Below are 20101 nucleotides of genomic sequence, written 5' to 3'. Positions count from 1 at the left end.
CGAGATCAGCCTTCGCCGTTGCTCTCGGCCAGGTCAACCAGCTCACGCACGGCCACCGCGAACAGCGGGAAGCTCGCCTGGTTGCCGCCGCGCACTTCGGCGATCAGGCGGCACCAGCGCTCGTGCAGCGAGGCGTGGGCCGCCAGCCAGGTCTCGACGCGCTCATCCGGCTCGCGACCCTGCTCGCTCTTCAGCACGCTGACGGTAAGGGCCAGCTGCTGGCGGTCGATGTCGTCGCGGAAGGTTTCGCGGGCCTGGGCCTGCCAGCTGTCGCGCACCTCCAGGTTGCTCACCTGCTGGATCATCCACGGCAGTTCGAGGCGGTTGCCGATCTCGAAGAACACCTCGGCCACCCGCTGCGGCTTCTCATCGGCCTGGCGCGCCGACTGGATGATGCCCAGAGCGCCATATAGGCTGCTCGAGGCTGCCACCGTGGCCGCCAGCTCCTCGGGTACGCCTTCCGCCAGCAGCTCGTCGCGCTTGAGCTCCCAGCGGCTGCGCTCTTCACCTCGCAGCAGCTGGCCGATGTCCTCCTGCAGCTGGGCGACCCTTGGCGCGAAGTACTCGATGGCATCGCGGGTGGAGAGCCCCAGGCGCTGGCGCAGGAACCAGCGGGTAGTGCGCCGGATGAGGCGCATCAGGTCGAGCATCATGCCGTACTGCACCTGGCTCGGCACCTGGTTGTCCAGCGCCTCAATGCGCTCCCACAGGGTCGAGAGCTGGAAGCTGTCGCGCGCCACGATGTAGGCGCGTGCGATATCGGCCGGGCTCGCCCCGGTCGAATCGATCAAGCGACGCACGAAGACGATGCCCATGTGATCGACCAGATCATTGGCCACCTGGGTGGTGACGATCTCGCGCTTGAGTCGGTGCTGGTACATCTCGTCGTGGAAGCGCTCGGCCAGCGCTCGCGGGAAGACACGCTCGACGTATTGCTGGATGTAGGGGTCGTCAGGCACATCGGAAGCGAGGACATGGCCCTTGAGCACGCTCTTGGCGTAGGAGATGAGCACCGACAGCTCCGGATGCGTCATGCCCTGGTCGCTGCCCGCCCGTTCCTGCAGCTCCTCGTCGGTAGGCAGGAACTCCAGCTCGCGGTCGAGCTGGCCGGCCGCTTCCAGCTCGCTGATGAAGCGCCGGTAGGGGTCGATGCCGTAGCGCGACAGGATCTGCGACAGATCCAGCGCCTGGGTCTGGCGATAGTTGTCGAGGATGACCAGGTGAGCCACCTCCTCGGTCATGTCGGCCAGCAGCTGGTTGCGCTGCTTCTCGGTCATGTCGCCGCGCTTGACTACCTCGTCGATGAGGATCTTGATATTGACCTCGTGGTCGGAGCAGTTGACGCCACCGGCATTGTCGATGAAGTCGGTGTTGACCAGCACGCCCTTGGCGGCGGCTTCGCGGCGGCCGCGCTGGGTCAGGCCCAGGTTGCCGCCCTCGCCGACCACGCGGCAGTTGAGCTCGCTACCGTCGATGCGCAGCGCGTCATTGGCCTTGTCGCCGACCATGGCATCGGTCTCGCCGCTGCCCTTGACGTAAGTGCCGATCCCGCCATTCCAAAGTAGGTCGACCTGCGACTGCAGCATGGCGCGAATGAGGTCGTTGGGTGACAGCCGCTCTTCCTCGATGCCGAACGCCTGCTGCATCTGCGGCGTGATGACGAGCGACTTGGCGCTGCGCTTGAACACCCCGCCGCCCTCGGAGATCAGCGAGGCATCGAAGTCCTCCCAGCTGGAGCGCGGCAGCTTGAACAGCCGCTCGCGCTCGGCGAAGGTGGCCGCGGCGTCGGGGGTCGGGTCGATGAAGATATGCAGGTGATTGAACGCGCCCACCAGGCGAATCTTGTCGGAGAGCAGCATGCCGTTGCCGAATACGTCGCCGGCCATGTCGCCGATGCCGACCACGGTAAATTCCTCTTCCTGAGTGTTTAGCCCCAGGTTGCGGAAGTGCCGCTTGACCGACTCCCAGGCGCCACGCGCGGTGATGCCCATCTTCTTGTGGTCGTAGCCGTTGGCGCCGCCCGAGGCGAAAGCGTCGCCCAGCCAGTGGCCATACTCGGCGGAGATCTCGTTGGCGATGTCGGAGAAGGTCGCGGTGCCCTTGTCGGCGGCAACCACCAGGTAGGCGTCGTCGTCGTCATGGCGCACCACGCCTTGCGGCGGGACCACCTCGCCGCCAACCAGGTTGTCGGTGATGTCGAGCAGGGCACGGATGAAGATCTTGTAGCAGGCGATGCCCTCCTGCTGGATGGCGTCGCGGTCGCCGCCCTCGGGCAGGCGCTTACAGACAAAGCCGCCCTTGGCCCCCACCGGCACGATCACGGCGTTCTTGACCTGCTGTGCCTTGACCAGCCCCAGCACCTCGGTACGGAAGTCCTCGTGGCGGTCCGACCAACGCAGCCCCCCGCGGGCCACCTTGCCGCCGCGCAAATGCACGCCTTCTACCCGCGGCGAGCAGACAAAGATCTCGTAGGCCGGCCGCGGCTTGGGCATGCCGGTAATCTTCCGCGGCTCCAGCTTGTAGGCGATATAGTCCTTGAACTGGCCATCGGCGCTGCGCTGGTAGTAGTTGGTGCGCAGGGTGGCCAGGATTAGCTCCATGAAGCGGCGCAGCAGCTGGTCGTCATTGAGGCTGGCCACCCCCTCGAGATGACGCTGGATGCGCTCCTGGCAAGCCGTCATCTGCGCCTCGTCCGGGCGCTGCTCGGGGTCGAAGCGCAGCTTGAACAGGGTCACCAGCTCGCGGGTGATCTCGGGGTAGTTGGTCAGCGCGGCGGCGATGTAGTCCTGGGACATGCCGAAGCGGATCTGCTTAAGGTAGCGCGCATAGGCACGCAGCATGGCCACTTCGCGCCAGTCCAGGTTGGCTGCGATCACCAGGCGATTGAAGCCGTCGTTCTCGGCCTCGCCCACCCAGATGCGCTTGAACGCTTCGATGAAGGGCTCGCGCATCTGCTGCAGGCTGACCTCGGTGGCGGTGTGGTGCTCCAGGTCGAAGTCGTGCAGCCAGTAGCGGGTCTCGGGTGTGTCGATCTCGTAGGGGCGCTCGCCGATCACGCGCAGCCCCAGGTTCTCCATCACCGGCAGCACGTCGGAGAGCGGAATGGTACGGTCGCGCTGGAACAGCTTGAGGTTGACCCCGCTGCTCTCCTCCTCGACCAGCCGATAGAGGGTCAGGGCCAGCGGGGCGCCCTCGTCAAGCTCGGCCAGGTACTGCAGGTCGAAGACCGCGGTACGCGAGCCGAAGTCATCGCGGTAGCTGGACGGGAAGGCATCGCGGAAACGGTCCATCAGCCGGTTGGCCTGCTCCTCGCCAAAGCCTTCTACCAGCGCTTCATGCAGCTCGTCACGCCAGCTGCGCGCCAGTTGGGCCACCTTGGCCTCGAGCCGCTTGCGGTCGATCTCACGTGGCGCATCGCCGTTGAAGCGCAGGATGAACTGGATGCGGGCAAGGATCGATTCGGAGAGGTAGGTGTTGAAGTCGCCGAAGTTGGCGTCGAGCTCCTCGCAAAGCAGGTTCTGGATGCGCATGCGCAAGTCGGTGGAGAAGACGTCGCGGGGTACGAACACCAGGCAGGAGTGGAAGCGCCCGGAGCGGTCGGTGCGGATGAACAGCCTGACCCGGCGGCGCTCGCGGATGTCGAGGATCCCCAGCGCCGTACGCGCCAGCTCCTGGGTATCGATCTGGAACAGATCGTCACGCGGATAGACCTCGAGGATCTGCATCAGCTGCTTGCCGTTGTGACCCTTTGGGTTGAAGCCGGCAATCTCCATCACCGCCTTGAGCTTGCGCCGCAGCAGCGGGATGTTGCGCGGCGACTCGTTGTAGACGCTGGAGGTGAACAGCCCAAGGAAGCGGTGCTCGCCAATGACGCGGCCGTGCTCGTCGTAGCGATCCACCGAGATGTAGTCAGGGTAGGTGGGGCGATGCACCCGGGCATGATGGGCGCTCTTGGCGAACGACAGCAGCTGCGGCACCAGCACGAAGCGGTTGCCCTCGACGCCCAGCTCGGTGCGGATGCGCTCCTGGTAGCGTGGCAGATCCAGGCGGAACACGCCCAGCTCGCTGTCCTCGACCTTCACCAGTTCATCGCCAGCGTCACCGGAAGCGATGGTGTAGGCGTCATAGCCCAGGAAGGTGAAGTTGTCGTGCAGCAGCCATTCAAGGAAGGCGATGGCCTCGTCGTGATCCTGCTCGTTCACCTGCTCGGGGCGGCACACGCGCAGCTCATGCAGGGCTTCGGAAACCTTGTCGCACATGGCCTGGTAGTCGCCCACGGCGATGCGCACGTCGCCCAGCACATCGTGCAACGCCTGTTCGATGTCGGCCAGCATCGCCTTGCTCGAGTGCCGATCGATCTCGATGGCGATCAGCGATTCACGCTGGCTTGGCGCGTTCGCGTCACGCGGCGAGGTGACGCGCTTGAGCGCATGGTCGGCGCCACGCTCCACCGCCAGTACCGCATTGTGGATGGCATGCACGGTGAGGCCGCGGCGGTTGAGCTCGATGCGCACGGAGTCGACGAGGAACGGCATGTCTTCATGCAGCACGGCGACGAAGGAGTGGGACGACAGCCAGCCGTGCTCCTCGAAATCGGGGTTGAAGACCCGGACCTTGGGCGAGCCGGCGTCAAACTGCTGGATGAAGTGCCACACCGACAGCGTGGCCCCATACAGATCGTCCAGCCGTCGGTCGGCCAGGTCTTCCAGGGGCACCGTGGCGTAGAAGTTGCAGGCAAAGGCTTCTACCTCGTCGGCCCGCTCCTTCGGCAGCCGGCTGTCCAGGCGCTCCCGCAGCTGCTTGAGAATGTCCTGCCTGCCTGCATCGATCGTCTCGTCTTGCATTCCTCACCTCGGCTGCCTGGGGCCGTGGGTCGGCCCTGGGATGGATTCAGCGTGGCCTGCCAGCCACTTGCGGCAAGCTTACTGCAGCACCGTGCCCCACCCCATCGACTTGCCAGCCTTCTCATGGAGCATGTCGGTTGTGCATCGACAGGCAGCGTATTGCCGCTTGCAAAAGGGCGACGAACGTGGGCAATCAGTCGCGCCTTTTCTCCAGCAGTACCCCGCATTCGCAGTGGTGCGTCCAGGGAAACTGATCGAACAAGGCAAAGCGAGCGATGCGATGGGTGCGGCACAGCGACTCCAGGTTGCGCTCCAGCGTATCGGGATTGCATGAAATATAGACGATGCGCGAATAGTCGCCGAGCTGAGCGCAGCTGGCGTCATCCAGCCCGGCCCGCGGCGGGTCCACCAGCACGGTTGTGAAGGTGTAGGCGTCGAGCGCCATCTCCTCGACTCGCCGGCCGCCCTTGTCACCCTTGAGCGCGTCGGCGAACTCCTCGGCCGACATGCGCCCCACCGCGACGTTGTCGATGCCGTTGGCGGCGAGGTTTTCACGTGCACTGGCCACCGAGGTGCGCGAGATCTCGGTGGCCAGCACGCGGCGGAAGTTCTCGGCCAGGGCGACCGTGAAGTTGCCGTTGCCGCAGTAGAGCTCCACCAGATCGCCGGCCTGACTGTCTCGGGTCACGTCCCGCGCCCAGCTCAGCATGGCGCAGCTGATCTCGGCATTGGGCTGGGTAAAGCTGTTCTCCACCTGCTGATAGCGATAGGTGCGCCCCTCAACCTCCAGCCGCTCCCACACATGGTCGCGCTCCAGTACCAGGCGCTGCTTGCGAGAGCGACCGATGATGAACACCTCGAGCTGGGCCTGCAGCGCTCGCGCCGCCGCTTCCCACTCCGCATCGAGTGGTCGGTGGTAGATCAATGTGACCAGCGCCTCACCGGAGAGCGTGGTCAGGAACTCGACCTGGAACAGACGCCGACGCAGGGTATCGCTTTCCAGCAGTGCCTGGCGCAGCCGTGGCATCAGTGCATTGATGCGATGGCTGGCGACGGGATAGTCGTCGAGGCGAATCACGCGCTTCTGCTTGGGGTCGTCGGGATTGACCTCGAACATGGCGTAGTAGAGGTCATCGCCTTCGTGCCATATGCGAAACTCGCAGCGCTGGCGGTAATGGCTCGGCGGAGAGGCGAAAACCTCCAGAGGGGGCGGTGCGAAGCGCTCGAACTGGCGAATGATGCGCTCGCGCTTGGCCTCGAGCTGCTGGTCGTAGCGGGCAGGGTCGACAACGGGAAGGGACACGGCAGCTCCTGTCGCGTGCTGGAAAAAGAAAGCGTGGGATCAGCCGACGACGAGAGGACGCGGCTCCTCGAAGGCAAAGCGCGTCAAGGCCCGCACCAGGCGAGCATCGGGAGCGGTAGCCAGGCTCAGGTCGCGCCCGTGGCTCAGCGCCAGCCCTCGGCTGATGTCCTGGGTACGCCTGGCAATGGCGTCGCTGGAATCCACAAGTTGAATGGGGCGCGGCGCGGCGGCCGCGATCCACTGGCCGAGCAGCGGAAAGTGGGTGCACCCCAATACTACGGTGTCCAGGTCCTCGGCCACCCACAGCGGCGCCGTCACGGCCTGCACCGCAGCAAGCTCGGGCGCCTCGCCGGCCAACAGCCGCTCGGCCAGGGTGACCAGCGGATCGCCGGCGACCCGCGTGACCCGGCAGTCGGCAGCAAAGGCTTCGATCAGCCGGTCGGTGTAGGGGCGCGAGACGGTCGCGCTGGTGGCCAGCAGACCGATATGGCGGCTGCGGCTGAGCGCGGCGGCGGGCTTGATCGCCGGCACCGTGCCCACGACCGGGACCGAGAGCCGGGCACGCAGGGCGTCCAGCGCCAGGGTGCTGGCGGTATTGCAGGCCACCACCAGCACACTGGCACCGCTGGCGATCACGGCCGCCTCGCACACGGCCAGGATGCGCTCCACCAGCCAGGCGCTGGGCCGCGTACCGTAGGGCAGCATGGCGTTGTCGCATGCGTAGGTCAGCGCCACGCCCGGAAGGCGGCTACGCAGCGACGGCACGACCGAGAGGCCGCCGACGCCGGAGTCGAAGATCAGGATCGGGCCGGGCATGACGCAACGTCGCTCATTCGGACTCGCTCGACGGCTGAAAAGCCCACATTCTAAACAGCCTGTCGTGGCGCCGAAAGGGCCTGCCCGGCCCGAGCACTCAGGTAGCCGGCTCCGGCGCCTCCTTCAGCTCGGCGTAGAGCTCGGGATAGGACTGCTGCAAGCGCTCCAGCCTGGCAGCCGCGCCCTCGGGCAGCGCCTCGGCCAGCCGCTCCATATCACGGTCGTCGAAGTGCTCGCGCAGCATCGGGAACAGCAGCTCACGCTCGTCGCGCAGGTATTGGCGATGCGCGTCGAGATAGGCCTTGAGGTCGGCGGCGAAACGGTCCATGGGCACGACCGCGTCCATCAGGATCATATCGATGTCGTCGGAGAGTCGCAGCAGGCGCTGGCGCAGGGCCAGGTAGTCGCTGGAGAGCCGCTCGGTCACTTCCTTGCAAGCCGGACTGATCGCCTGGAGCCGTTCGGCGCAGACCCGCTCCAGCGGTACGGTGAAGCCTTCCATGTACTCCAGAATGTAATCGACTACCTCCCGAACCTGCTTGAAGTTCGGGCGATTGCCATCCGCCAGCGATTTTTGCTTCAACTGAAGAACGTGCAACATGCGCGCCATGTTGGCATGATCCTGACGCAATTGAGTCAGCATGGGCATGTCGAGGCCTCCTCTACCTTCCGATGGGCGGGGTGTCTTACGTTGGAGTCGCGGGACGGGCGCAGGTTCATTGAACGAACCGTCAACGGAGCGGCCCGTTCAGGCAAGATATCGTTTAACCGTAGCCCGTTTGACTCACTTCTGCATAACGGCCAAGGTCGTAAGGCAGGCTCAGCCTGCTGGGCGCAATAGCGGCCCAGGCATTCAAGGAGAGAAGCATGGATCTATTCGGTCAGGCCAATGACGCCGGCGCCCCGCTGGCCTACCGCATGCGCCCCCGCCGACTGGAGGAGTACGTGGGCCAGCAGGCGCTGGTGGGGCCGGACAAGCCGCTGCGGCGCATGGCCGAAAGCGGCAGCGTACGTTCGATGATCCTGTGGGGACCTCCAGGCACCGGCAAGACCACCCTGGCCGAGATCTTGGCCGAGCACTCCGGTGCCCACCTTGAGCGGCTGTCGGCCGTGATGGCCGGGGTCAAGGAGATTCGTGCCGCGGTGGAGCGCGCCCGCGCCGTACAGGCCCAGGGCCGCGCCACCCTGCTGTTTCTCGACGAAATCCACCGCCTCAACAAGAGTCAGCAGGACGCCCTGCTGCCGCATGTGGAGTCGGGCCTGCTGACGCTGATCGGCGCCACCACCGAGAATCCCTCCTTCGAGGTCAACTCCGCCCTGCTCTCGCGCGCCCGGGTCTACGTGCTGCAAATGCTCGATGAGGCTGAGCTGGTGACGGTGCTCAAGCATGCCCTTGCCGACGAAGCACGCGGGCTGGGCAGCCGCCGCATCGTTGCCGACGACGAGGTGCTGGACATTCTGGCCCGCGCCGCTGCTGGCGATGCCCGCCGCGCGCTGGGCCTGCTGGAGGTCGCCTGCGACTTCACCGAACCCGCCGGCGAAGGCGAGCGCTTGCCCCGCGAAGCCCTGGCGGCGGTGATCGGCCACCAGGCCAGCGCCTTCGACAAGCAAGGCGACTACTATTACGACCTGCTCTCGGCGATTCACAAGTCGGTCCGCTCATCGCGCCAGGACGCGGCGCTGCTCTATATTGCTCGCTTCCTGCAGGGCGGCGGCGACCCGCTCGACGTAATCCGCCGCCTCGCCGCCATCGCCTCCGAAGATGTCGGCAATGCCGACCCGCGTGCGCTGCCGCTGGTGATGGCGGCCTGGGACGCCTACCTGCGCCTGGGTGACTACGAGGGCCAGCGCGCCATCGCCCACGCCGCCATTCACCTCTCCATCGCGCCCAAGAGCAATGCCATCGACCAGGCCTGGAAGCGCGCCAAGGCGTTCGCGGCGGCCCAGCCGCGCCTGGAGGTTCCCACCTACCTGCGCAATGCTCCTACCAAACTGATGGAATCGCTCGGCCACGGTCAGGGCTATCGCTATGCCCACCACGAGCCAGAGGGCTATCCGGCGGGCAGCGCCCACGACTGCTGGCCCCAGGAGCTGCCGTACGAGGCCTTCTACCGCCCTACCGAACACGGCCAGGAGAAGCGCTACGCACAGCTGATGGCGTGGCGTGAACAGCGCGACGCCGAGGCGGACGGCAAGGCGTAGCGCGGCCGGCCGAGAAGAAACACCACAGCCCCGGCACCGGGCCGGGGCTGTGACACAGCGCAAGAGTGCTGTCAGCGCCCTGGATAGGGGTCTGCCCCGACCAGCTCGCGGTTCATCATCTCGTCACTGTAGGCCGTGCCATAACGCGCCCGCGACCAGGCGTAGAGGGCCAAGCCGATCAGCATCCAGCCGGCGAACATGATCCACTCGACGGTGGCGAGCGCGGCCGGACTGCCCGGCAGGTAAAGCCCGATCAGGCAGAGCGAGAGGACGACCGAGAGAGTCCCGACCAGCTTGCCGTGGCGCACTCGGAACGGACGCGGCATCTCCGGCTCGCGCAGGCGCAGCAGCACGAACGACAGCGCCACGAACAGGTAGGCAATGACGATCCCCAGGCCACCGGCCACCACCAGCCAGACCAGCGCCGGTCGTCCGAAGAAGGGTGCGATGCAAGAGAGCACGCCCATTACCAGGATGGCGTTGGTCGGGGTGCGATGTCGGGGGTGCAGCTTGCCCAGGAAAGCCGGCAGCATCCCCGAATGGGCCAGGGCGTAGATGGCGCGCGAGCCGCCCACGTAGAAGGCGTTCCAGCTGGTGACGATGCCGGCGATCCCAGCCAGGATCATCAGCGTGCCGGCCCAGGGCGCACGGAACGCCGCCTGCATGGCATCAGGCACGGCCAGCGAGCTGGCGGCCAGCGCCTCGGGGTTCAGCATCAGCGAAGTGCCCAGAATGATGAAGGAGTACCAGAACACCGCCAGGATCACCGAAATCATCAGCACCCGGCCGATCTCCCGGAACGGCAGGTTGATTTCCTCGGCCGCCTGGGGGATGACGTCGAAGCCCACGAACATGAAGGGCACCATGATGATCACCATCATCACCCCACCGACGACGCCTTCACGAACGTTGAACAGCGGCTCCATGGTTGCACGCTCGCCCTGAAACAGCGCCCCGGTGATGAACAGGATGCCGACGACCAGAATCAACAGTGTGACCACCTTCTGCAGCAGGGCTGCGGTGCGGATACCGACGTAGTTCACCCACATCATTGCCACCGAGCCTGCCACGCCGACCGCCACCCAGGTCGCCTTTACCTCCCAGCCGGCGATGGTCCACAGGTGCCCCACCGCATAGCCAGGGAACAGATGCTCGACCACGGTCGGCAGCGCCACGGCCTCGAAGGCGACTACGCTCACATAGCCAAGGGTGATCGCCCAGGTACAGAGGAAAGAGGCAAAGTGGCCCATGGCCCGGTAGCTGTACACATGCTCGCCGCCGACCTGTGGCATGGCCGAGGCCAGCTCGGCATAGGTCAAGCCCACCAGCACGATGACCAGCCCGCCCAGAAGAAACGCAGTGATGGCGCCCAGGCTACCGGCGGTCTGGATCCAACTGCCGGTGAGCACGATCCAGCCCCAGCCGATCATGGCCCCAAAGGCCAGGGCGAGGACATCCTTGCGCGCCAGCACACGCGCCAGCTGGTTCTGTGAGGTCGTAGTGTCTTGAGTCATAAGTTTCTCAGATTTGGCATATTGTCATAAAATTTTGCACAAGCTGTCGAGAAAAAACATCAGAAGCATCATCAAGGATGTTTCATATTTTTTATTCTAGACATTAGTCGAAAAAACAAACAAATAACTGAAAAACAAGGAATTATACAGAAAGACAACAGCTCCCCGGCCTCTTTGTGTAAAGAATATTGCACAATACCGAGTGAGCGTTAATGATCACAACGGCCAGCCCTCTGGGGGAAACACACCTCCCTCGCTGGCATAGAAAACAACAGCGCCGCCTCGAGGGGCGGCGCTGACGCAGGGAAGGTACGACAAGGTCAGTGCGTGTCGCGAATCACATCGGTACCGGCCGGAATATCGAAGGTGAAGATGCCATCGTCAATAGCATGGTTGGCGCGCACGTCCAGGAATTCGATAGCGGTTCGCTGGCCGGTGCTGTCGGTCATCTGCAAGCCGCGCAGTTGCTCGCCGCGGAACGTCATCTCCAGCTCCTCGAACAGGGTATCGGCGGTCTTCGGCACTAGCCGGAAGGTTTCGGCACTGCCCTGCTGGCTGCGGCTGACCTCGTAATTTGCGGTCAGCTCGCTGGCACTGCCGGACAGCAGCAGCGCCGGCGTGTGGGTGACCCGCTGGTCCAGAGCCTGCACCGTGACCTGCTCCAGGTCGGGGTCGTAGAGATAGGCCTCGCTACCATTGGACACTACCTCCTGCTGATAGGGGGCGGCCACCTCCCAGCGGAACTTGCCAGGGCGCGACAACCACATATGGCCGCTGGCCTGCTGCAGGCGCTGGCCGCTGGCATCGAGGATCTGCTGCTCGAAGCGGGCCTCGTAGGTCTGCAGCGGCTCCAGCATCCGCGCCAGACGGTCGGCGCCTTCACTGGCCATGGCCACAACCGGCATGGCAAGGGTGAGTGCCAGTACGGTCAAGGTCTTCTTTACGCTCATTCGTCTCTCTCCTGGGCGGGTCCGGATGGATCCTGTCTCTCCGACCCGCGGCATGACGGCGGGTTGCATGCCCGCCTGTGCTTTCATGATTGCTGCATGGGTTGTCGCCAGCTTACGACATCAATGGCCTACCGGCGGCGGCGCCAGCACTTCACGGCCGCCATTGGACCCCATCGAGGAGACCACGCCGGCCGCCTCCATGGCTTCCACCAGCCGGGCGGCGCGGTTGTAGCCGATCTTGAAGCGGCGCTGCACGGCCGAGATGGAGGCGCGCCGACTGTCAGTGACGAACTGCACCGCTTCGTCGTACAGCGCATCCTGTTCGGCGTCGCCGCCGCCTTCGCCGGCGTCGGCCTCGAGCCCGGTCAGGGCATCGGCCGAAACGCCACCGGAAAGGATCTCGTCGACATACTCCGGCTCACCACGGCGCTTCCAGTCCTCGACCACCCGGTGCACCTCGTCGTCATCGACGAAGGCACCGTGTACGCGGGTCGGCAGTCCCGAACCCGCAGGCAGGTAGAGCATGTCACCATGCCCCAGCAGGTTCTCGGCGCCGCCCTGATCGAGGATCGTGCGCGAGTCGACCTTGGACGATACTTGGAAGGCCATGCGGGTGGGAATGTTGGCCTTGATCAGGCCGGTCACCACGTCCACCGAGGGTCGCTGGGTGGCGAGTATCAGGTGGATGCCGGCCGCCCGCGCCTTCTGTGCCAGGCGGGCAATCAGCTCCTCGACCTTCTTGCCGACGATCATGAACATGTCGGCAAACTCGTCGATCACCACCACGATATAAGGCAGCTTTTCCAGCACGGGCGGTGGCTCGTGCATCTCCCACGGCTGCGGCTCCCACAGCGGGTCAGCCACCTGGGCGCCAGCGCGCTCGGCTTCGTCGAGCTTACCGTTGAAGCCGGCAATATTGCGCACGCCCATGGCCGCCATCAGCTTGTAGCGACGCTCCATCTCGGCCACGCACCAGCGCAGCGCGTTGGCGGCTTCCTTCATATCGGTGACCACCGGCGCCAGCAGGTGCGGAATGCCATCGTAGACGGAAAGCTCCAGCATCTTCGGATCGACCATGATCAGGCGCAGGTCGTCGGGTGTGCCCTTGAGCAGCATCGAGATCAGCATGGCATTGACCCCCACCGACTTGCCCGAGCCGGTAGTACCGGCCACCAGCAGGTGGGGCATCTTGCCCAGGTTGGCCACCACGGGCCCGCCGCCGATGTCCTGTCCCAGCGCCAGGGTCAGCGCCGAGCCCTCCTGCTGGTAGCGGTCCGAGTCGATCACCTCGCGCAGGCGGATCATGGCGCGGTGCGGATTGGGGATCTCGATGCCGACCGTGGGCCGCCCGGGGATGACTTCCACCACGCGCACGCTCTTGACCATCAGCGAACGCGCCAGGTCCTTGGCCAGGTTGCTGATCTTGGACACCTTCACGCCGGCGGCAGGCTTGATCTCGAAGCGGGTGATCACCGGGCCCGGCCAGGTGTGCACCACCTCTGCCTTGACGCCGTACTCGCGCAGGCGCGTCTCGAGCAGCTCGGCCATGTCGGCCAGCTGCTGCTCGGTATAGTTCTGCTGGTGCGGCTCCGGCGGCGTGAGCAGCCGCAGGCTTGGCAGCTCGCCGTCTGGCTCCGGCATGTCGTCGAGCACGGGGCGCTGGCTCTGCAGGTGCTCCACCGTCCACAGCGTGGGGCCTTCGGGGTCCGCTGCCGCCGCACGCGCCTGCTCGGCGGTGGCGATCGACGGCTCGGCTACCGGACTCGTCGCCGGCTCAGTCTGAGACGCGGGCTCAGGGGCGGGCTCCGGTGCTGGTGCCGAAGGCACGGCGGCTTCCGGCGTTCGCGGGTCGACACGGGGGTCGGCGTGCGGCGGTGACGGGGGCTCGCGCCAGGCCCGTAGCCCCGCCGCCTGGTCGCCGGCCATGGGCGGCGCCTTCTCTTCCAGCTCAGGCGTTTGCACGGCTAACGGTGCAGGCGCCGATGACGAAAGCGGCGAATCCGTACGGGCTGGCTCGGTGGCCGCGGCCTCCTCCGTTGCCGCATCACTGTCACCCCAGCTCAGGCGCGGCTCGTGAGTGTCTTCAGGCTCGGCGGGCTGCCAGGCGCTCAGCTCCGGCTCGCGACGTACCGATGCGGCCTTGCCTGCGGTAGCTTCCGCGCCCGACGGGCTGCGCGCAGGCGACGTATCGAAGGCAGGCGCGGCCAGCGAAGGTTCGCGCAGTTCGGGACTTGTGGGGGCTGTGAGCGTCGAGGGCGCCTCGCTCGCGGGCTCGGGGCTGGCAGTTGCGGCGGGCGCCTCGTCATCATGGGTGGCACGCAGCGGCATCGCGACGGAAGGCGTCGGCTCTTCGTCACGGCTCGCCTTGAGGCCGCCCGAGGCAGCCCCCGCCGCCGCGACGGAGGCCGCCGCAACAGCGCCGTTTGAGGCAGCAGGCGGCACAGTGGACGAGGCAGCCGTCGAAGCAGACACGGGCGTAGCCGTCGGTGCAGAAATCGGTGCGGAAGGCGGCACGACAGGGCCCTGGGGAGCGGAGCCCACAGCGCTATTATTGGGCGCCTTGTGCGCCTCAGCATAGGCCGCTTCCGGCTGCTTCGCCGAGGGGGTCTGCTCCACCACGTCCCAGGGAATCTGGGTGTCGCCATCAGCGCCGAACGCGGAGGACATGCCGGGCTCGCGCTGAGCATGAGCCACAGCCGGCTCCACCGCCTTACGGCGCCAGAAAGCCCAGCGCCGCGGGCGACGCGATACTGGCTCGTCGTAGGCATCCTCCTCCTGGACCTCCTCCGCCTCCTGCGCCTCGCTGCCGTCACCCAGCCCAGGTTCATGCGCCTCGTGACGCGCCTCATAGCGCTCGCGCACCAGTCCGAAGGGCGTGGCCGCCCAGCGCCAGAGCCTGAGCATGCGATGGCCCAGCTCGTCCATCACCGTGAACCAGGAAACACCGGTGAACAGCGGGAAGCCACACAGCATGGCAGCTAGTGCCAGCAGCCCTGTGCCGCCGGAATCGACCAGGGGCACCAGGGCACCGACCAGCCCTTCTCCCAGAATGCCTCCCGACGAGTAGGGCAGCACGCTCTGCGGCGAATAGAAGTGCAGTGCCCCCAGGGTGGTGGTGCCCAGCAGCAAGAGGACCAAGCCGCCCAGGCGCACGGCAGCCGCCGTGGCGTCCCAGTCGATGCTGGCCCGGCGTGTGCGGATCATCCACCAGCTGGCATAGCCAAGCATGCCGGGCCACCACAGCGCACTGGCGCCAAACAGGGAATAGAGCACGTCGGCCAGCCAGGCACCGATGGGCCCCATCCAGTTCGCCACGTCGGTTTCCGGGCCGCGATGCGACCAGCCGGGGTCCGCCGGGGTATAGCTGAACAGAGCCAGCAGCAGGAATACACAGCCGGCCAGCAGAATGATCGTCGCCCCTTCCCGGGCAGCGCCGTGCAGGTGGAGCCCCATGCGCCGCGTCGTCTGCCGGGAATTCTCCTCCGCCACGCGCCGAGGCGCGCTTTTCTCCTTTGCACTCAACTCGCCAACCCCCTCGCGCCATCTCCGATAGCGCTGTTTCCAACAGTCAGGTACCAGATTCAGCCGCCATCATACCGGGACTCAAAGTTTCGGCACAGGGCACGGCTTGAGCTGCAGCGATCAGAGCGTCAGACTAGTCGCTTCCGTGGCGTTGGAGCTCTCTGGCATGCTCTCCTGGTTACCCCGGCGACCGGTGCGTTTCCCTCCTGTCGCGCGTGCCCTGCGCGATCCCGATGGTTTGCTGGCAGCCGGTGGCGAACTCTCCTCCGACTGGCTCCTGGCCGCCTATCGCCACGGCATCTTCCCCTGGTACAGCGATGATCAGCCGATCCTGTGGTGGAGCCCCGACCCGCGCATGGTGCTCTTCCCCGATGAGCTGCACATCCGCCGCAGCCTGGTCAAGCGCCTGCGTAGCAGCGCCTTCACCGTGACCTTCAACCGCGATTTCGACGCCGTGATTCACGCCTGCGCAGCCCCTCGCAGCGGACAGCCCGGCACCTGGATCACCGAGGAGATGGCAAACGCCTACCGTGAGCTTCACCGCCTGGGCTATGCCCGCTCTGTTGAAGTGTGGCAGGCAGGGCGGCTGGCTGGTGGGCTATACGGTGTCGCCATGGGCCCGGTGTTTTTCGGCGAGTCGATGTTCACCCGCGTCACCGATGCCTCGAAGGTGGCGCTGGTGGCCCTGGTACAGGCCATGCGGGCCGGGGGCGGCCGGCTGATCGACTGCCAGATGCACACACGCCACCTCGCTACCCTCGGCGCCCGCGGTATCGCCCGCGCCGTATTCATCGACTATCTTGAGAGTTGCCTGTCCACCGGGGATGCAACGAATGGCAGCTACCCGCTGCCCTGCTGGCCCCTGCCGGACGCTGCCACCTGCAACCTGCTACTTCCGCTTGAGCCAAGGAGGCGACCGACGTGAGCAGCAATGCGCCTCGCCATCCCGTGCGTGATCTTCGCTTCTTCCTGACGGTGCCTCATGCCTGCAGCTACCTGGAGGCGCGCGAGGCCACCACGCTGTTCCTCGATCCCCAGGAATCGCATAGCCAGGGGGTGTATGACGCCCTGGCACTGCTGGGGTTTCGCCGCAGCGGGCGCCACCTCTATCGCCCACACTGCGAGGGCTGCAGCGCCTGCGTTTCCGTGCGTATCCCGGTAGCGGACTTCCGCTACGGCCGCAGCCAGCGCCGGGTGGTCAGGCGCAACGCCGACCTGCGCCTGGTCGAGCGGCCGGCGCTGTTCGAAGAGGAGCATTATGCGCTGTACGACCGCTATATTCGGGTTCGCCATGCGGATGGGGACATGTTTCCCCCAAGCCATGAGCAGTACCGCACCTTCCTGACTCTCGACGAACCCTATTCGCGCCTGCTTGAATTTCGCCACGGCGATCGCTTGGTAGCGGTGTCGGCCTTCGACCACCTGGAACACGGCCTGTCGGCCATCTATACCTTCTATGATCCGGCGCCCGAATGGGATCGCCGCTCCCTGGGCACCTTCGCCGTGCTCAGCCTGATCGAGAAAGCCCGCCGTCAGGGGCTGCCCCATGTCTACCTGGGCTACTGGATTCGGGAATGCCGCAAGATGGCCTACAAGGAGGCCTACCGTCCACTGGAAGTGCTGGACGGACGCCACTGGCGACGCCTGCTGACGCTGGCGGAAGCCTCCTCACCCTAAGGCCCGCTTTGCCTTGACGCCCCGCTTGCGGCACAATACCGCGCTATCCGTAGCGCTGGGCGTTTTGCGCCTGCTGCTACGTTGCATAACTTGCTCAGCGAGGAACCGCCTATATGGCACGTGAAGACCATATCGAAATGGAAGGCGTCGTCGTCGACACCCTTCCCAATACCACCTTTCGCGTCGAGCTGGAGAACGGCCACGTCGTGACCGCGCATATTTCCGGCAAGATGCGCAAGAACTACATCCGCATCCTCACCGGCGACAAGGTCAAGGTCGAACTGACGCCTTATGACCTGACCAAGGGCCGCATCGTCTACCGCTCACGCTGAGCCCCGACCCAGCTCACGGCAGCGATCCGTAAGCCCTTACGACAACGCCCCGTCCGAAGACAGGGCGCTGTACGAGTTGAGGCAAGCTTCAAGGTCAGGGTGCGTCGGCCATCTCCGACTCCGTGGAGAGATGCAGCTCGCCCTCCTCCACCGTGACGTGAACCACTCCGCCGTGCTCGGAGAGCTCCCCGAACAGGATCAGCTCCGCCAGCGGCTTCTTGAGCTTCTCCTGGATCAGCCTCGCCATGGGCCTTGCGCCCATGCTGGGGTCGTAGCCCTTTTCCGCCAGCCAGTCCCGCGCCTCCAGGTCCACATCGAGCTGGACCCGCTTCTCGTCGAGCTGCGCCTGCAGCTCCACCAGGAACTTGTCCACCACATTGCGTACCACCGCGGTGGGCAGGGCATGGAACTGGATGATGCCATCCAGTCGGTTGCGGAACTCCGGTGAAAAGGTCTTGCGAATCACCTCCATGGCATCGGTCGAATGGTCCTGATGCTGGAAGCCGATGGAGCGACGCGACTGCTGCTCCGCCCCGGCGTTCGAGGTCATGATCAGGATTACGTGGCGGAAATCCGCCTCCCGGCCGTTATTGTCGGTGAGCCGGCCATGGTCCATCACCTGCAGCAGCAGGTTGAAGACCTCGGGGTGCGCCTTCTCGATCTCGTCGAGCAGCAGCACGCAGTGCGGCTGCTTGGTGATCGCCTCGGTGAGCAGCCCACCCTGGTCATAGCCGACGTAGCCCGGAGGCGCGCCGATCAGCCGTGACACGGTGTGCCGCTCCATGTACTCCGACATATCGAAGCGCACCAGCTCGATGCCCATGTTGCGCGCCAGCTGGCGGGCCACCTCGGTCTTGCCCACCCCGGTGGGGCCGGCAAAGAGGAAGCTGCCTACCGGCTTGTCGGGCGACTTGAGTCCGGCCCGCGACAGCTTGATGGCGGCGGAGAGGCTATCGATGGCCTCGTCCTGACCGAATACCAGCATCTTCAGGTCGCGGTCGAGGTTTGCGAGCAGCTTGCGATCGGAGCTGGAGACGCTCTTCGGCGGAATCCGCGCAATGGAGGCCACCACCGCCTCGACCTGATCGACGTCGATGGTGTCGACCCGCACCTCGGGCGGCAGCAGGCGCTGGTGTGCTCCGGCCTCGTCGATCACGTCGATAGCCTTGTCGGGCAGGTGGCGATCGTTGATGTAGCGATCCGACAGCCGTGCCGCGCTCTCCAGAGCGGCGTCGGTGTACTTGAGGTGGTGGTGCTCCTCGAAGCGCGAGCGTAGGCCCTTGAGAATGCGGATGGTGTCGTCCACCGAAGGTGCCATGACGTCGACCTTCTGGAAGCGACGCGCCAGCGCCCTATCCTTCTCGAAGATGCCGCGAAACTCCTGAAAGGTGGTGGAGCCGATGCAGCGCAGCTCGCCGGAAGAGAGCAGCGGCTTGAGCAGGTTGGAGGCGTCCATGACGCCACCCGAGGCCGCGCCAGCACCAATTACGGTGTGAATCTCGTCGATGAACAGAATGGCGTTGGGCTGCTTGCGCAGCTCGCCCAGCAGGCTCTTCAGGCGCTTCTCGAAATCGCCGCGGTACTTGGTACCGGCCAGCAGTGCACCCATGTCGAGCGAGTAGACCACGGCATCGCCGATCACCTCGGGCACGTCTTCCTCGACGATACGCTTGGCCAGGCCTTCGGCGATGGCGGTCTTGCCCACCCCGGCCTCGCCCACCAGCAGCGGATTGTTCTTGCGCCGCCGGGCAAGTATCTGGATGACCCGCTCAAGCTCGTGCTCACGGCCGATCAGCGGATCGATCTTGCCCATCCGCGCCTGCTCGTTGAGGTTGGTAGCATAGCCGGTCAGCGGATTGGCACCGCTCTCGCTGCCGCCCTCCTCGGCGTCCTCGGCATCGTTGGGCGACGACGAAGGGCTCTGGCCGTGGCCGGCCACCTTGGAAATGCCGTGGGCGATGTAGTTCACCGCATCGACCCGAGCCACATTCTGCTGTTTCAGGAAATAGACCGCCTGGCTCTCCTGCTCGGAGAAGATGGCGACCAGTACGTTGGCTCCGGTCACTTCGCTCTTGCCGGAAGACTGCACGTGAAACACGGCACGTTGCAGCACGCGCTGGAAGCCCAGCGTGGGCTGGGTCTCGCGGTCGCTCTGATCCTCGGGGATCAGGGGTGTGGTGGAATTGATGAAATCCTGCAGGTCGGACCGCAACTTGTCGAGGTTGGCCCCGCAGGCTCTCAGCACGTCTGCGGCTGACGCATTGTCCAGCAAGGCCAGAAGCAGGTGCTCGACGGTCATGAACTCGTGGCGCTTGGAGCGTGCCACGGTAAATGCCGTGTTCAGGGTCAGTTCAAGTTCTTTGCTCAGCATGGCAGTCCCCTTATCGCCGCATAGGGCTTGCATCGGATCTTTCGTGGTCCGGCATATTCAACATCGGGCACAAACGCTGCCGTTGCAAGTCTCTTCCTCAACGACTGCCATTCCCGCCCCGTGCCGCGCATACCTCTGGGTCAGTCCGCCGCCTCGATATCAGACAACAGCGGATGCTGCCGCTCTCTTGCATATTGATTAACCTGGTGGCTTTTGGTTTCCGCGATATCACGGGTAAAGATACCGCAGGTCGCCTTGCCCTGGGTGTGGACCGCCAGCATCACCTGCACCGCCTTTTCGCTATCCATATGGAAGAAGCTCTGCAGCACTTCGACCACGAACTCCATGGGAGTGTAGTCATCGTTGTGCAGTACGACCTTGTACAGCGGCGGCCGCGCCACTTCCGGGTCGGCCGGCCTTACCGCCAGGTCTCCTTCGTCTTCCGGGTCGGACTGAGGCGGCTGCGTCATGCCGGCCATGATCGCCACCGCCCTCCATTCACTTGCGCCTTCCATTTTCCACATAAGAGCCACGCACCATCTCGACATGCCGTCCCGTCCAGGCGTCTAC

The 20101-nt window shown here is 65.3% G+C and carries 13 protein-coding genes; 4 read left to right on the top strand and 9 right to left on the bottom strand.

The genetic code is table 11. From position 1 onward, the window contains the following. Positions 1-5: 5 nt before the first annotated feature. From ACT7B3_RS05280 to ACT7B3_RS05265, 4 genes are all read right to left on the bottom strand, one after another. On the bottom strand, positions 6-4844 hold the full coding sequence (locus ACT7B3_RS05280; RefSeq protein ID WP_445157122.1) for an NAD-glutamate dehydrogenase: 4839 nt from the start codon (positions 4842-4844) through the stop codon (positions 6-8). 193 nt (positions 4845-5037) lie between these two features. Further along, the gene (gene trmA, locus ACT7B3_RS05275; protein ID WP_445157121.1) at positions 5038-6147 is read right to left on the bottom strand and encodes a tRNA (uridine(54)-C5)-methyltransferase TrmA; all 1110 of its coding nucleotides are present in this window, start codon (positions 6145-6147) and stop codon (positions 5038-5040) included. A 39-nt stretch (positions 6148-6186) separates the two neighbouring features. Further along, positions 6187-6963, bottom strand: coding sequence for a glutamate racemase (murI, locus tag ACT7B3_RS05270; protein WP_445157120.1), 777 nt, complete (start codon positions 6961-6963; stop codon positions 6187-6189). Positions 6964-7060: 97 nt separating this feature from the next. Further along, entirely contained in the window at positions 7061-7606 is a 546-nt protein-coding gene (locus ACT7B3_RS05265; RefSeq protein WP_444679359.1) for a hemerythrin domain-containing protein, read from the bottom strand. A 224-nt stretch (positions 7607-7830) separates the two neighbouring features. On the opposite strand from ACT7B3_RS05265, the gene ACT7B3_RS05260 reads away from it, so the two are divergent. Beyond that, positions 7831-9165 carry a replication-associated recombination protein A gene (locus tag ACT7B3_RS05260; protein WP_445157119.1) on the top strand — a complete coding sequence of 445 codons (1335 nt, stop codon included), beginning with the start codon at positions 7831-7833 and terminating at the stop codon, positions 9163-9165. A 71-nt stretch (positions 9166-9236) separates the two neighbouring features. Here the strand turns inward: ACT7B3_RS05260 and ACT7B3_RS05255 are convergent, their stop codons facing one another. The 3 genes from ACT7B3_RS05255 to ACT7B3_RS05245 all read right to left on the bottom strand — a co-directional run bounded on the left by ACT7B3_RS05255 (position 9237) and on the right by ACT7B3_RS05245 (position 15082). Next, entirely contained in the window at positions 9237-10679 is a 1443-nt protein-coding gene (locus ACT7B3_RS05255) for an APC family permease (protein WP_445157118.1), read from the bottom strand. 320 nt (positions 10680-10999) lie between these two features. Further along, positions 11000-11629 (bottom strand): outer membrane lipoprotein chaperone LolA, encoded by a 630-nt coding sequence (lolA, locus tag ACT7B3_RS05250; RefSeq protein WP_445157117.1) that lies wholly within the window; start codon positions 11627-11629, stop codon positions 11000-11002. Positions 11630-11749: 120 nt separating this feature from the next. Then, the gene (locus ACT7B3_RS05245; RefSeq protein ID WP_445157116.1) at positions 11750-15082 is read right to left on the bottom strand and encodes a DNA translocase FtsK 4TM domain-containing protein; all 3333 of its coding nucleotides are present in this window, start codon (positions 15080-15082) and stop codon (positions 11750-11752) included. Positions 15083-15317: 235 nt separating this feature from the next. On the opposite strand from ACT7B3_RS05245, the gene aat reads away from it, so the two are divergent. From aat to infA, 3 genes are all read left to right on the top strand, one after another. Beyond that, positions 15318-16076: a leucyl/phenylalanyl-tRNA--protein transferase gene (gene aat / locus ACT7B3_RS05240; RefSeq protein ID WP_445157115.1), complete on the top strand. Its 759-nt coding sequence runs from the start codon at positions 15318-15320 to the stop codon at positions 16074-16076. Continuing rightward, complete coding sequence (locus ACT7B3_RS05235) at positions 16073-16828, top strand: arginyltransferase (protein ID WP_445157114.1); 756 nt, start codon at positions 16073-16075, stop codon at positions 16826-16828. Before aat ends, ACT7B3_RS05235 begins: the two co-directional genes overlap by 4 nt. Positions 16829-16941: 113 nt before the next feature. Beyond that, positions 16942-17160, top strand: a complete 219-nt coding sequence (infA, locus tag ACT7B3_RS05230; protein WP_010627817.1) for a translation initiation factor IF-1 — start codon at positions 16942-16944, stop codon at positions 17158-17160. A 94-nt stretch (positions 17161-17254) separates the two neighbouring features. Here the strand turns inward: infA and clpA are convergent, their stop codons facing one another. Then, positions 17255-19531, bottom strand: coding sequence for an ATP-dependent Clp protease ATP-binding subunit ClpA (gene clpA, locus ACT7B3_RS05225; RefSeq protein WP_445157113.1), 2277 nt, complete (start codon positions 19529-19531; stop codon positions 17255-17257). A gap of 140 nt (positions 19532-19671) precedes the next feature. Further along, the gene (clpS, locus tag ACT7B3_RS05220; protein ID WP_444679360.1) at positions 19672-20010 is read right to left on the bottom strand and encodes an ATP-dependent Clp protease adapter ClpS; all 339 of its coding nucleotides are present in this window, start codon (positions 20008-20010) and stop codon (positions 19672-19674) included. Between the last annotated feature and the right edge of the window lie 91 nt (positions 20011-20101).

It is taken from the genome of Halomonas sp. E14, assembly GCF_052568415.1.
The sequence above is the reverse complement of the archived record's forward strand: the minus strand, read 5'-3'. Positions and strand labels throughout refer to the sequence as shown.

Coding starts and splice junctions, on each gene's coding strand:
- ACT7B3_RS05265 (WP_444679359.1), bottom strand. CDS start 7,606: ATGCTGACTCAATTGCGTCAGGATCATGCCAACATGGCGCGCATGTTG.
- ACT7B3_RS05255 (WP_445157118.1), bottom strand. CDS start 10,679: ATGACTCAAGACACTACGACCTCACAGAACCAGCTGGCGCGTGTGCTG.
- lolA (WP_445157117.1), bottom strand. CDS start 11,629: ATGAGCGTAAAGAAGACCTTGACCGTACTGGCACTCACCCTTGCCATG.
- ACT7B3_RS05245 (WP_445157116.1), bottom strand. CDS start 15,082: ATGGGGCTCCACCTGCACGGCGCTGCCCGGGAAGGGGCGACGATCATT.
- ACT7B3_RS05260 (WP_445157119.1), top strand. CDS start 7,831: ATGGATCTATTCGGTCAGGCCAATGACGCCGGCGCCCCGCTGGCCTAC.
- clpS (WP_444679360.1), bottom strand. CDS start 20,010: ATGGCCGGCATGACGCAGCCGCCTCAGTCCGACCCGGAAGACGAAGGA.
- ACT7B3_RS05280 (WP_445157122.1), bottom strand. CDS start 4,844: ATGCAAGACGAGACGATCGATGCAGGCAGGCAGGACATTCTCAAGCAG.
- aat (WP_445157115.1), top strand. CDS start 15,318: ATGCTCTCCTGGTTACCCCGGCGACCGGTGCGTTTCCCTCCTGTCGCG.
- murI (WP_445157120.1), bottom strand. CDS start 6,963: ATGCCCGGCCCGATCCTGATCTTCGACTCCGGCGTCGGCGGCCTCTCG.
- clpA (WP_445157113.1), bottom strand. CDS start 19,531: ATGCTGAGCAAAGAACTTGAACTGACCCTGAACACGGCATTTACCGTG.
- infA (WP_010627817.1), top strand. CDS start 16,942: ATGGCACGTGAAGACCATATCGAAATGGAAGGCGTCGTCGTCGACACC.